The sequence below is a fragment of the Citrobacter portucalensis genome (assembly GCF_002042885.1).
Classification (GTDB): Bacteria; Pseudomonadota; Gammaproteobacteria; order Enterobacterales; family Enterobacteriaceae; genus Citrobacter; species Citrobacter portucalensis.
The window spans coordinates 98,960-111,841 of the sequence record NZ_MVFY01000014.1 but is presented as its reverse complement, the minus strand read 5'-3'; the positions used below and the strand labels follow the sequence as shown (position 1 = coordinate 111,841).

General features: G+C 53.3%; 10 protein-coding genes. 5 read left to right on the top strand and 5 right to left on the bottom strand.

Translation table 11 applies throughout. The annotated features are described in order from the left end of the window. Positions 1-67: 67 nt before the first annotated feature. Positions 68-2,989: an autotransporter adhesin EhaB gene (gene ehaB / locus BZK40_RS19140; protein ID WP_079935132.1), complete on the bottom strand. Its 2,922-nt coding sequence runs from the start codon at positions 2,987-2,989 to the stop codon at positions 68-70. A gap of 500 nt (positions 2,990-3,489) precedes the next feature. Between ehaB and hemB the strand changes: the two genes are divergently transcribed. Continuing rightward, a complete protein-coding gene (gene hemB / locus BZK40_RS19135) occupies positions 3,490-4,464 on the top strand; it encodes a porphobilinogen synthase (protein WP_079935131.1) in 975 nt (324 codons plus the stop codon). 77 nt (positions 4,465-4,541) lie between these two features. Here the strand turns inward: hemB and tauD are convergent, their stop codons facing one another. The 4 genes from tauD to tauA are packed head-to-tail and all read right to left on the bottom strand — an operon-like array spanning position 4,542 to position 7,961. After that, positions 4,542-5,393 (bottom strand): taurine dioxygenase, encoded by an 852-nt coding sequence (gene tauD / locus BZK40_RS19130; RefSeq protein WP_079935130.1) that lies wholly within the window; start codon positions 5,391-5,393, stop codon positions 4,542-4,544. Further along, positions 5,390-6,220, bottom strand: coding sequence for a taurine ABC transporter permease TauC (gene tauC, locus BZK40_RS19125; RefSeq protein ID WP_079935129.1), 831 nt, complete (start codon positions 6,218-6,220; stop codon positions 5,390-5,392). Before tauC ends, tauD begins: the two co-directional genes overlap by 4 nt. Then, on the bottom strand, positions 6,217-6,984 hold the full coding sequence (gene tauB, locus BZK40_RS19120) for a taurine ABC transporter ATP-binding subunit (RefSeq protein WP_008783891.1): 768 nt from the start codon (positions 6,982-6,984) through the stop codon (positions 6,217-6,219). Before tauB ends, tauC begins: the two co-directional genes overlap by 4 nt. Before the next feature lie 14 nt (positions 6,985-6,998). Continuing rightward, the gene (tauA, locus tag BZK40_RS19115) at positions 6,999-7,961 is read right to left on the bottom strand and encodes a taurine ABC transporter substrate-binding protein (RefSeq protein ID WP_003830936.1); all 963 of its coding nucleotides are present in this window, start codon (positions 7,959-7,961) and stop codon (positions 6,999-7,001) included. A gap of 327 nt (positions 7,962-8,288) precedes the next feature. Between tauA and BZK40_RS19105 the strand changes: the two genes are divergently transcribed. The 4 genes from BZK40_RS19105 (at position 8,289) to BZK40_RS19090 (ending at position 12,877) form a co-directional block, all read left to right on the top strand. Further along, positions 8,289-8,918 (top strand): response regulator transcription factor, encoded by a 630-nt coding sequence (locus tag BZK40_RS19105; RefSeq protein ID WP_008783889.1) that lies wholly within the window; start codon positions 8,289-8,291, stop codon positions 8,916-8,918. Next, positions 8,918-10,459, top strand: a complete 1,542-nt coding sequence (locus tag BZK40_RS19100; RefSeq protein ID WP_079935128.1) for an MASE1 domain-containing sensor histidine kinase — start codon at positions 8,918-8,920, stop codon at positions 10,457-10,459. The genes BZK40_RS19105 and BZK40_RS19100 overlap by 1 nt, the downstream gene beginning before the upstream one ends. Positions 10,460-10,544: 85 nt before the next feature. After that, positions 10,545-11,849 carry an MFS transporter family glucose-6-phosphate receptor UhpC gene (gene uhpC, locus BZK40_RS19095; protein ID WP_003830933.1) on the top strand — a complete coding sequence of 435 codons (1,305 nt, stop codon included), beginning with the start codon at positions 10,545-10,547 and terminating at the stop codon, positions 11,847-11,849. Continuing rightward, positions 11,846-12,877 (top strand): ABC transporter substrate-binding protein, encoded by a 1,032-nt coding sequence (locus BZK40_RS19090; protein WP_003830932.1) that lies wholly within the window; start codon positions 11,846-11,848, stop codon positions 12,875-12,877. The genes uhpC and BZK40_RS19090 overlap by 4 nt, the downstream gene beginning before the upstream one ends. The last annotated feature ends 5 nt before the right edge of the window (positions 12,878-12,882 follow it).

Here is a 12,882-nt window from a genome sequence, read left to right as displayed (position 1 = left end):
GCCCGTCAAATCCGTGACGGGCATTTTTCTGAGTTAGATTATCTTTTCTTTAACAACAAGAGATGTCTTACCAGGTATATTTAACACCAACATTTGCAGACCAGTCTTGATCAACATCGCCACCACCGAGGTAGTTAGCATCGGTGTATGCGCTGAAGTTTTTGGTAAAGCTGAACTGAGTACCCAGTCCAACACGTACCGCAGAACCTTCTACACCGTTGTCGATAGAGTCGCCGTTTACGTCAGAATCGTTGTTAGAGTCGTCGTAAACGTAAGCCAGTTTGAAGTACGGGGTCAGCGCCTGGTCGTCGCTATAAGCGAAGGTATAACCTGCATCGACACCGAGTTCATAACGCATGCTGTCATAAGACTGGCTATCAACTTTCATGTCGTTGCTCAGCTTATAGTCATCACCAGACTGGAACAGACCGGATACGCTGCCGTATGGCGTTACGTAACCTGCATCACCCAGCTTCAGGTCATAACCCAGTTTCAAGCCAAAGCCCCAGGCGTCAGATGAGGTGCTGCCATCAACATACTCACCGTTGCTCATGTTGGCAGACAGATCGTTGTTGAAGTGAGAGTAGCTTAAGTTACCGTCAACAAAGATGTTGTTGGCAAAGTGAGCAGAAGAGTAGATATAGGCAGTCTGGCTATCCTGATCCACCTGACCGGTACGGTCGCTCATATCACCTTTCGCGAAGCCTGCTGCAGCACCGACAATCCACTTAGCGTTGTTACCATCAATTTTGGAATCAACACCGACCATGATGCCGTTAACATCCTGATCGTAGTTAATGGTGCCGTTATCTGCATCGAAGCTACCACCGAAGTAGCTTACCCATGCGCCACCGTTATCAACCAGGCCATGACGCGCGTTAGTCAGACGAGTACCAACGGTATCTTGTTCCAGGTTCCAGATATTGGTGTTAGCAGACGGAATGCTCAGCGCCATGTTCGCGTAGTCTGTCAGTTCCATCTGCTGCAGAACAACGGTGTTGCCCTGCTGCTGTGCCTGATAGGTGTAAGCACCCAGGTCAGCTTTGTTAGCTGCAGAGAAGGTCGCAGTGCTGTTCGCGTCGTTAACGTAGACCAGCTCGTTACCCTTGTAATCCGCAACAGAACCTGCGCCAGTCGCGTTGTCGATACGGACTTTATAGTTACCAGTTGCCGCCGCTACGTGGTCACCATAGTTATCAACTTCAGACTGATCGCCTGAGGTGTCGGAATCGCCGTTACCGTTGATAGTCAGATGACCATCAGAGTTCATCGCGATCACGCCATAACCGTAGTTAGACTGAGATTTATCGTTAGTGCGATCGTTGGTCAGATCAGCATTCAGCACATAGTCAGTGCTGTTGATGTCGAAAACACCCGCGTTAACATGGTTATAAGCGTCGGTGTAGCTAGTCAGGTTCAGGGTATCAACCTGCAGTGCATTACCGGTACTGTTACCCACATCCAGAACGCCGTTGTTAGTGACGTTAATGGTGTTTGCATACAGCGCAGCTTCAAGCACATTCCAGCCAGCAGAAACATCATCGGCGATTGTGACAGTACTGTTGTCGATAGACAGCGTATCAGTTGCAACATGACCATCTTCGTTGATGTTCAGTGCAGAAGCACCAGTCAGAGAGATGGAGTCAGCAACCAGCTCAGAATCACCCACGTTGACGACAGAACCGCTGTTGATGCTCAGGGTATCAATCAGGGAAGTTTTGGTGGTATCCCACTGTGAAGCACCGTTCAGCGTGACGTTGAACAGGCCGCTCTGGTAGACAGCGTTGCCCACTACATGACCATTTTCGTCATAAGAAGTTGTGTCGCTATCAATACCGTAGGTTGAATTCGGCCACAGGCTGTTAGCGGTGATGTCGATCAGTGTCGATGTGTGCTCAGTGCCCGCAGCGTAGCTGTCATAAACTCCGTCACCATCGGTGTCAACCTGGTGCACGGACATTGCCGCGCCGACCCACTTACTGCCGTTGTTCAGTGTCAGATCCAGACGGTCAGTACCGTCCCAACCATTGGTATCCAGGTCAGTATCGGTATCACGATAAGTGTCAGCACCGTTCGGGAAGAAGTTCTCATCGAAGTTGCTGGAGAACAGCACATCACCCATCAGTGTGGAATTGTTAAACGTTGCGGTGGTCTGCATCGCGTTATCTGCATTTGGATTAGCAATAACCGCTAACGCAATATCGTCTGCAGTATAAGACCCGCTGTAGTCGCTTGCATTGCTGGTGTTACCAAACCAACCGGTGGTGCCTTCGTCAGTCCATGAACCAGAGGTCAGGGTAGAATCGCTGACAGCGATAGTGTTGTTAAATACTTCACTGCTGTTTACGCCAGTGCTGACGGTATTATCGTCAATATCTGCCCACTCGTAACCCTGAGTCAGGGTTATGCCAGCGACATGAGAGTTGGCGGAGATAGACAGATCAACTTCTTGATCCAGAGTGATAGCCGTACCCAGGTTATAAACGTCGACAACGTGTGTGTCAGCTGCGTCATTATACGTACCGTTGTAGGTATAATGTTCGTAGTTGTCATCGATAGTTGAATTGATGACGTTCATCGCCAGGCGATCGTAGTAATAGTCAGTACCCGTACGGTTAGTACAATCCGAGGTCATACATTCGGATGTCACCATACCGTGAATGGTGCTGTTTTTAATCGTCAGGCTGTTGTTATTGGTGTTAGTAGACAGCCCATCATCCAGATAATAAGTCGAAATAACGCCGTTGACAGTGGCGTTATTGATTACCGGATAAATATCACCGTTATAAATACTATCGGTGTCGTAATTGTTCCAACCAACATATCCATCATAATAGACGCCATCCGCGTAGGATGCGTCATTATAATGAGCAAACGTTGTGTAGGTGGTCCCAGAGATATCAGTTGAAGCATTCGCCTGAGAAGTGATTGCCAAAGTGCAGGCTAATGCTAATTGTGAGACTACAAGTTTCTTTTTCCAAGTGTGCATTTGTCATCCCTCCTCAGGGACGTAATATAGTTGATCCATCAATTATCAATGCAAAGAAAACATTTTATGTTTCGCGGGGAAGATTATGCGGTTTCACAAAGGAAAGGTTCAATTATTCTTTGGTTTAAGTCCGATTACGGACAATAGACATGCAAATTATTCGAAACAGCAAATAAACGTAAAAATCATTTTTATTTTAGACGGTTACATGTAAAACCATTGGCGAAACAATATATTGAAATTATGATTAGCTTAAAAATCAAACGTCAGCAAATAAATACCGTTAAATCTCGCCACTTAATTAAAAATTAAATTAAACTAAATTCACCATAAAACTAATCACTATTTAAAATAGTCATAATTGCAAAAATAGAGATAACACATAATACCAAGCATTGGTAACATCAACATAACCTCGGCATAACGCCAACTTTCGTAAACCCCTCGCCCTCAGGTTCGGGTATACTACGGCCTTCGATTCCACAAACATCAGGCATACCATGACAGACCTAATCCAACGCCCTCGTCGCCTGCGCAAATCCCCTGCGCTGCGCGCTATGTTTGAAGAGACAACACTCAGCTTAAATGACCTGGTGTTGCCGATCTTTGTTGAAGAAGAACTCGACGATTACAAAGCTATCGACGCCATGCCCGGCGTGATGCGCATTCCAGAGAAACACCTGGCGCGCGAAATCGAACGTATTGCTAATGCAGGCATCCGCTCGGTCATGACCTTCGGGATTTCTCATCACACCGATGAGACCGGCAGCGATGCCTGGAGAGAAGACGGTCTGGTGGCGCGCATGTCGCGTATCTGTAAGCAGACCGTACCAGAAATGATCGTCATGTCCGACACCTGTTTCTGTGAATACACCTCGCATGGTCACTGCGGCGTGTTATGCGATCACGGCGTTGATAACGATTTAACCCTTGCCAACCTCGGCAAACAGGCAGTTGTTGCCGCCGCAGCGGGCGCAGATTTCATCGCCCCTTCCGCCGCAATGGACGGCCAGGTACAGGCGATTCGCCAGGCGCTGGACGCCGCGGGATTCACCGATACTGCGATCATGTCCTACTCCACCAAGTTTGCCTCTTCTTTCTACGGCCCGTTCCGTGAAGCCGCAGGCACGGCGCTGAAAGGCGATCGTAAAACGTATCAAATGAACCCGATGAATCGCCGTGAAGCGATTCGCGAATCGCTGCTGGATGAAGCCCAGGGCGCAGACTGCCTGATGGTGAAACCCGCTGGCGCGTATCTCGATATTCTGCGTGATATCCGCGAGCGCACCGAGCTGCCGATTGGCGCTTATCAGGTCAGCGGTGAATACGCGATGATCAAATTCGCGGCGATGGCAGGTGCAATAGATGAAGAGAAAGTGGTTCTGGAAAGCTTAGGCTCGATCAAACGCGCTGGCGCGGATCTGATCTTCAGTTACTTCGCACTGGATCTGGCTGAGAAAAAAATCCTGCGCTAACCACTTTGTTGCCGAATGGCGACTTCGCCTTATCGGGCCGACAGTTCCAGGCCCGATAAGTAAAATCCCACCAACAATCACCCCGCCCGATAAAAAGGCTGATCCCCGAGGATCGTCGCCCGGTGCATAATACGCCGCTGCGGCAGATAATCCGCATTGGCATAATGTTGCGTGACGCGATTATCCCAAATCGCCACATCGTTGGGCTGCCAGCGCCAGCGCACCTGAAACTCCGGTTTGGTGATATGGGCGAATAAAAAGCTTAGTAACGCCTCGCTCTCTTTTTCCGTCACATCGACAATTCGCGTAGTAAATCCCTCATTCACAAACAGTGCCTGTTTACCGCTTACCGGATGGGTCCGCACCACCGGATGTAGCAATGGCGGATGTTTCGCCACCGCATCCAGCCAGCGCTGATGCTCCTCTGGTGTCTTGCGGTATTTATATTCCTGGAACGATTTACGGAAATCATGCTCTGCCCGCAGGCCACTCAGCAACTGACGAAACGGCTCAGACAATGCCTCATAAGCAGCAATTCCGCTGGTCCATAGAGTGTCTCCCCCGGCCGATGGCAGCTCTTTTGCTGCCAGAATCGCCCCGGCAGGCGGCGTGTCGATAAAGGTGACATCGGTGTGCCAGTTGTCGTTATCCGGCGTATTATCGTTATGGGTATCCAGCACGATAATTTCCTCTACCCCTTCGGCATGTGGATAGACAGGGTGAATATGCAGATCGCCGAAACGCAGCGCCAGTGCCCGCTGCTGTTGTGGCGTAATCACCTGCTGCCGCAGAAACACCACCTGGTGGCGCAGTACCGCATGATAAAGCTGTTCAAACTGATTATCGCTCAGCGGACGCGTCAAATCCGCACCAGTGATTTGTGCGCCAATGTACGGCCCCAGCGGGGTAATGCTCAGACGTTCACTCATTGTACTTCTCCATGCCAGGGCGTCAGGCGACGCTGAAGCGCGCGCAGACCCAGCTCTAAAATAAATGCGATAACGGCAATGACCGCGATCCCTGCCAGCACCACATCCGTTGCCAGAAACTCACCGGCTGACTGCACCATAAATCCTAACCCTCGCGTGGCAGCGATCAGTTCAGCTGCCACCAGCGTCGACCACCCCACGCCCAGTCCAATACGCAACCCGGTAAGAATTTCCGGCAAGGCACCCGGTAAAATCACAAACCACAGCACCTGCGCACGGCTGGCCCCCAGCGACTGCGCGGCGCGCACTCTCACCTGCTGCGCACTTTTCACCCCCGCCAACGCCGACATCGCCACAGGGGCGAAAATCGCCAGATAGATCAGCAGGATCTTGGAGGTTTCACCGATGCCAAACCAAATGACCATCAGCGGTAAATAGGCCAGGGGAGGAACCGGACGATACAGTTCAATGATCGGATCGAGAATGCCGCGCATTGTCGGACTCAGCCCCATCGAGATCCCAACCGGAACGCCCAGCAGCACTGCCGCCAGCAGCGCGATAACAATACGCGTCAGACTCGCAGCCAGATGCTGCCACAGCGTGGCATCCATAAACCCTTGCGGCCCGGCAATGACGATCAGCTTTTGTAAAACCTGTCCCGGCGGCGGTAAAAACAGCGGACTGATTAACTGCAGCGCCGCCACCGTCCACCACACCGCCAGAATGACGGCCAACGTACCAAGGCTTAAGGTAATCTGCCGCGAGAACGGCCAGCGCCAGTTCAGCACCCGCTGGCGACGGGGTTTATCATTAATCACCACGCTCATGAGAATGCCTCCCGTTGTTCAAAGACCCGACCTAACACGTACTCGCGCATGGCGATAAACTGCGGATCGGACTTAATGCTGCGGCTCGACTCTCCGGCCACAAAGCGACGGGCGAAATTGAGCGGCAGACGTTCCAGTACCCGGCCTGGTCCTTGGGACAGCAATACCAGTTCTGTCGCCATAAACACCGCTTCTTCAATATCGTGGGTAATCAGCAGCACCTGTTTGCCAGTCTCATGCCACAGCTTCAGCAGCAGGGTTTGCATCTGCTCGCGGGTAAAGGCGTCGAGCGCACCAAAGGGTTCATCCAGCAGCAACAGCTGCGGGTTGGCCGCCAGCGCCCGGGCAATGCCGACGCGCTGACGTTGTCCACCGGAAAGTTGCCAGATAAAGCGTTTTCCCGCGCCCTCCAGCCCGACTTTCTGCAACATCTCCAGAGCAATACGCTGACGCTGCGGCTTGTCCACGCCCGCCAGCTGCAGACCAAAAGCCACGTTGTCCTGGACGTTACGCCAGGGCAGCAGACCTTCGTTCTGGAACACGACCCCGCGATCTGCCCCCGGACCATCAACCCTGTTACCCGCCAGCGTGATGCTGCCATGCTGATACGGCACAAACCCAGCAATCAGATTTAACAACGTGGTTTTCCCACAACCGGAAGGCCCGAGTACCACCAGCAGTTCACCGCTATCGAGCGTCAGGTTGATATCCTCCAGCGCCGGTTTTCCACCGTAGCTGGCGGCAAGATGAGAGATTTGCAGCATCATCGCCTCCTTATTTATTGCACGAAGCGATCGGTCACGTACTGGCTGTAATCTGTCGCGACAGCGGGGACTTTGCCCTGCTCTTTAAGGAACTGCGCGGTGTCGATAATCGCTTTGTTCACCGGGCCGGTTAGCTCAGCGGTTTGCTGTTGCGGTGTCAGGTAAGTGTTACCTTTCACCAGCCCCGGAACATCCGCCTCCGGTACGCCGCTCAAACGCGACAGTTTGCTGATATTCTCCGGCTGCTTCAGCCATTCATCAGGATTAGCGATATAAGGCTGCTGGGCATCGATAGCGCTTTTGGCAAAGGCTTTCACCACCTCAGGATGCTTCTCGGCAAAATCTTTGCGCACCACCCACACGTCCAGCGTCGGTGCCCCCCACTCGCCAACCTGCGAGGAGTCGGTTAACACCTTTCCGTCTTTTTCCAACGCGTTGACCGCAGGTGCCCAGACATATGCACCATCAATATCTCCGCGCTGCCATGCGGCAATAATCGCCGGTGGTTGCAGGTTCACAATCTCCACCTGGCCGGGTTTAATCCCCCAATGTTTCAACGCCGCCAGCAGGCTGTAATGGGTGGTGGAAATAAACGGCACGGCAATGCGTTTGCCAATCAAATCTTCCGGTTTACTGATGTTTTTCTTCACCACCAGCGCCTCAGAATTGCCAAGCTTTGATGCCAGCAGGAAAACCTCAATAGGCACCTGCTGACTGGCAGCGACCGCCAGCGGGCTGGAGCCAAGATTACCGATCTGCACGTCGCCGGACGCCAGCGCACGAACGATGCTCGCCCCGCTGTCGAATTTGCGCCAGTCAACGGTCGCCCCGCTCTCTTTGGCAAACGTGTTGTCCGCCTGCGCCACTTTGGCAGGTTCGGCGGAGGTCTGATAAGCAACGGTGACGTTCACCGCCTGCGCCTGAAATGCGATGAATGCCAGTGCGGCAAGAAGTGCGTTACGCGATGAAATAGCCATGATTGTCTGCTCCCCTGTCTTGTTATGGAGGCAGTATTTCGTTGCGGCACATTTTGATAAAGGAATTAAAAATTCTGGCTAAGAACAAAGCGTTTTTAGAAAAAAAGCGGCAATAGTTAGCTATTTCGCTCATTACAGAACGTAGGCCGGATAAGGCGCTTGCGCCGCCATCCGGCAATCAATGCCTGATGCGCTGCGCTTATCAGGCCTACACTCGCTGTAAATTATTGCGATTTTGTTACATTCGTTACATATCCGCGCCACGATGATTGCCAGCGCGGCGCTGGCAGGCATCATAGAGGCCATTGTCAGCAAGAGAGCAATATCATGATTCATGTTGTGCTGGTGGATGACCATGTGGTGGTGCGTTCCGGCTTTGCGCAATTACTCAGTCTCGAAGACGATCTGAACGTTACCGGTCAGTACAGCAGCGCGGCGGAGGCCTGGCCTGCACTTCTGCATGATGATGTCAGCGTCGCGGTAATGGATATCGCCATGCCGGATGAAAATGGCCTGAGCCTGTTAAAACGACTGCGGGCGCAGAAGCCCGGTTTTCGCGCCATTATTCTCAGCATTTATGACTCGCCCACGTTTGTGCAAAGCGCGCTGGACGCAGGCGCCAGCGGTTACCTGACCAAACGCTGCGGCCCGGAAGAACTGGTGCAGGCTGTACGCTCAGTAGGCATGGGCGGCCATTACCTGTGCGCCGATGCGCTGCGTGCACTACGCGGCGGCGAGCAGCCCGCGCAGGTCCTGGAGGTTCTGACCCCGCGCGAGCGTGAAGTGTTTGATCTGTTGGTTAAAGGTGACAGCGTAAAAGAGATCGCCTTCAAGCTCGACCTCAGCCACAAGACGGTGCACGTTCATCGGGCGAACGTGCTGGGCAAACTGCAATGCCACAGCACCATCGATCTGGTGCATTTTGCCCTCGACCACCAACTATTGACGGGGCATTAATGTCGCGTAGCCTTCGGCATTGGGTTATTTCTCTGTTTATTCTGCTGGCCTGGGGATCGGGCTGGCTGATGCTGTGGACGCTGGGGTTTTATCTGACCCACAACGGCCAGCAGGCGGCATTGTTCCTGCCACATGGCGTCTATCTCGCGCTGTTAATCCTGCTTTCTCGCCGTTACTGGCCCGCGCTGGTGCTGCCGCCGGTGCTGATGTTGTTCTGGCTGCACAGCGAGCAATTACTGAATGGCTATATCCTGCTGGCTGCTCCGTTAATTAGCCTGATTCCAGCAAGCATCGGCCAGTCATACTGGCACCGCTTTCCCCTTTACTGGCAACGCTTAACGCTGCTGCTGGCCGCCGTAACGCTCACCTCATTGCTCAATACAGCCCTGCTTTCACCGTTTATCCAGAGCCCGGCAACGCTGATTGGTCTGGCGTCGTTTACCGGCGGCGTGTTGCTGACGCCGTTTGTTTATCTGATCTATGAATTTCTGCGCCAGCAGCACCGCTATCATCTGCTCGGGCTGGATACCACCAATCCCCCGCTGCGCACTTCGCTTATCATCTGGTGTAGCCTGTTTTTTATTATTGGCATCGGTACTCAGATGGTACTGTCGCCGGAGATCGAGCGCCTGTTGCTGATCGTGGTGTTCTTACCGAACGTGGTGATGGCGTGGAAATTTGGCTGGCAGGGCGGCGTGTTGTCCGGATTGCTCGGCAGTATGATGATCACCATCGCCCGGCAAATCGGTGTCGGGTTCAGTAACTTACTGGAGCTGGAGATTTTCCTCGCCACCCAGGCTCTGCTGGGTATAGGGCTGGGGATCGCCATCAGCCGCCAGCAGCATCTGGCGCAAAACCTGCACCATTATCGCCAGCGTCTGGAAACCGAACTGGCGGCGCGTCGCGCGCTGACCGAACAGCTGATCCGCACCGAAGAAAACACGCGCAAAAGCCTGGCGCGGGAACTGCACGACGAAATTGGTCAGAACATCACCGCCATTCAAATTCAGTCGCAACTGGTCAAACGCGCACCGGGTCGTGAGCAAACGCTTGAGGTTGCGAATCAAATCAACGACCTGGCCCGGCGTATTCATCACTCCACCCGTCAGTTGCTGCGCCAACTGCGCCCCCCCGCGCTCGATGAACTGTCTTTTAAAGATGCACTACATCATCTGGTGAATGAATTTGCTTTTGCTGAACGGGGTATTCGCTGCCGCTTTGATTATCAGCTAGAAAATACGCCAGAAAACGAAACGGTGCGCTTCACGCTGTATCGCCTGTTGCAGGAGTTACTCAATAACGTCTGTAAACATGCCGATGCCAGCGATGTGTCGATTACGCTGCGCCAGCGGGAACATTGCTTGTTTCTGGACGTCGCTGACAACGGCGTTGGTATTCTGCCAGAAAAAATTCCCGGTTTCGGTATCCAGGGGATGCGTGAGCGGGTGAGCGCCCTTGGCGGTGAACTGACGCTCGAATCAAACAACGGCACGCGAGTAATTGTTAACCTGCCCACAAATTTGCAACAAACCAGCAGCTAACCAGGAAAAAGTCTTAGTCACTGCGGACTTTCTCTCATCCCCTTTTGCTTTCACTTTCCTATAGTCAGCACAAACGGAGACTGCCATGCATACACGCTCAGCCAGCGAAACAGACCAACAATACCGGGCGCTACGCCCCCGGCTGCTGATGTGTATGGTAATTGGTTACGCCGCGTTTTATCTGACGCGCAAAAGCGTTAACTATGTCCTCCCGGCGCTGCAAACGGATCTGGGTCTGGATAAAGGCGATATCGGCTTGCTTGGGTCACTGTTTTATCTGACCTATGGTCTGTCGAAATTCACCGCCGGGCTGTGGCACGACAGCCACGGACAACGCGCGTTTATGGGTATTGGTCTGTTTGCCACCGGCGTTTTAAACGTGCTGTTCGCCTTTGGTGAATCGCTGACGCTGCTGCTGGTGGTCTGGACGCTGAACGGATTTTTTCAGGGCTGGGGCTGGCCACCCTGTGCCCGACTACTGACCCACTGGTACTCGCGCAATGAACGTGGCTTCTGGTGGGGCTGCTGGAATATGTCAATCAACATCGGTGGCGCCATTATCCCGCTAATTAGCGCTTTTGCCGCCCACTGGTGGGGCTGGCAGGCAGCCATGCTGGCACCGGGGATAATCAGTATGGCACTGGGAATCTGGCTCACCCTGCAATTGAAAGGTACGCCCCAGGAAGAAGGATTACCCACGGTTGGGGAATGGCGGCATGACCCGCTGGAGCTACGTCAGGAGCAGCAAAGCCCGCCGATGGGGCTGTGGCAAATGTTGCGCACTACTATGCTGAAAAACCCGATGATCTGGCTGCTCGGCGTGTCGTACGTATTGGTCTATTTGATCCGCATTGCGCTCAACGACTGGGGCAACATCTGGCTGACGGAAAGCCACGGCGTAAATCTGCTCAGCGCCAATGCCACGGTGATGCTGTTTGAAGTTGGCGGCTTGCTGGGGGCGCTGTTTGCCGGATGGGGATCGGATCTGCTGTTCAGCGGTCAGCGTGCGCCGATGATTTTGCTGTTCACGCTGGGGCTGATGGTTTCCGTCGCCGCACTGTGGCTGGCACCAGTGCACCACTACGCGCTACTGGCAGTGTGTTTCTTTACCGTGGGCTTTTTCGTTTTTGGCCCGCAGATGTTGATTGGCCTCGCAGCCGTTGAATGCGGACACAAAGCGGCGGCAGGTTCAATTACCGGTTTTCTCGGGCTGTTCGCCTATCTGGGGGCCGCGCTGGCGGGTTGGCCGCTGTCGTTGGTCATAGAACATTACGGCTGGTCGGGAATGTTCAGTTTGCTCTCGGTTGCCGCTGTCTTTATGGGTTTATTGCTGATGCCGTTGCTCATTGCGGGCATTACCCCTTCTCTCAGTCAAAGGATAAAACAATGAAACTGACGCTTACCTCTACCCTGATTGCTTCCGCTCTGACGCTGGCGGCCTTCAGCAACGCAGCCCAGGCGCAGGGCCGTCTGGTGGTGTATTGCAGCGCCACCAACGAGATGTGCGAAACCGAAACCAAAGCCTTCGGTGAAAAATATGATGTGAAAACCTCATTCATTCGCAACGGTTCGGGCAGTACGCTGGCGAAAGTGGATGCAGAGAAGAAAAACCCGCAGGCGGATGTATGGTACGGCGGTACGCTGGATCCGCAATCCCAGGCCGGTGAAATGGGTCTGCTGCAGCCGTATAAATCACCAAACCTCGAACAGATCATGGAGAAATTCCGCGATCCCGCGAAGGTCAAAGGTAATCTCTCTTCGGCGGTTTACGTCGGTATTCTGGGCTTTGGCGTTAATACCCAGCGCCTGAAAGAGAAAAACCTGCCGGTGCCAAAATGCTGGAAGGATCTGACCAAACCTGAATACAAGGGCGAAATCCAGATTGCTGACCCGCAAAGCTCCGGCACCGCCTACACCGCGCTGGCGACCTTTGCTCAACTGTGGGGTGAAGATCAGGCCTTTGATTACCTGAAACAGCTCAACGCCAACGTCTCTCAATACACCAAATCCGGCATTGCCCCGGCGCGTAACGCCGCCCGCGGCGAAACGGCTATCGGCATCGGCTTCCTGCACGACTATTCGCTGGAAAAAGAACAGGGCGCACCGCTGGAGCTGATTTCTCCATGCGAAGGCACCGGCTATGAAATCGGCGGCGTCAGCATCCTGAAAGGTGCGCGCAACGTCGACAACGCCAAACTGTTCGTTGACTGGGTACTGTCGAAAGACGCGCAGGAGCTGGCGTGGAAGAAAGGCAAATCCTATCAGATCCTGACCAACACCACTGCCGAGACCTCTCCTAACTCGCTGAAGCTCGACGACCTGAAGCTTATCAATTACGACATGGATAAGTACGGTTCGACTGACGTACGTAAGGCGTTGATCAATAAGTGGGTTAGCGAAGTTAAGATGGGTAAATAAGCCCA

Coding starts and splice junctions, on each gene's coding strand:
- ehaB (WP_079935132.1), bottom strand. CDS start 2,989: ATGCACACTTGGAAAAAGAAACTTGTAGTCTCACAATTAGCATTAGCC.
- hemB (WP_079935131.1), top strand. CDS start 3,490: ATGACAGACCTAATCCAACGCCCTCGTCGCCTGCGCAAATCCCCTGCG.
- tauD (WP_079935130.1), bottom strand. CDS start 5,393: ATGAGTGAACGTCTGAGCATTACCCCGCTGGGGCCGTACATTGGCGCA.
- tauC (WP_079935129.1), bottom strand. CDS start 6,220: ATGAGCGTGGTGATTAATGATAAACCCCGTCGCCAGCGGGTGCTGAAC.
- tauB (WP_008783891.1), bottom strand. CDS start 6,984: ATGCTGCAAATCTCTCATCTTGCCGCCAGCTACGGTGGAAAACCGGCG.
- tauA (WP_003830936.1), bottom strand. CDS start 7,961: ATGGCTATTTCATCGCGTAACGCACTTCTTGCCGCACTGGCATTCATC.
- BZK40_RS19105 (WP_008783889.1), top strand. CDS start 8,289: ATGATTCATGTTGTGCTGGTGGATGACCATGTGGTGGTGCGTTCCGGC.
- BZK40_RS19100 (WP_079935128.1), top strand. CDS start 8,918: ATGTCGCGTAGCCTTCGGCATTGGGTTATTTCTCTGTTTATTCTGCTG.
- uhpC (WP_003830933.1), top strand. CDS start 10,545: ATGCATACACGCTCAGCCAGCGAAACAGACCAACAATACCGGGCGCTA.
- BZK40_RS19090 (WP_003830932.1), top strand. CDS start 11,846: ATGAAACTGACGCTTACCTCTACCCTGATTGCTTCCGCTCTGACGCTG.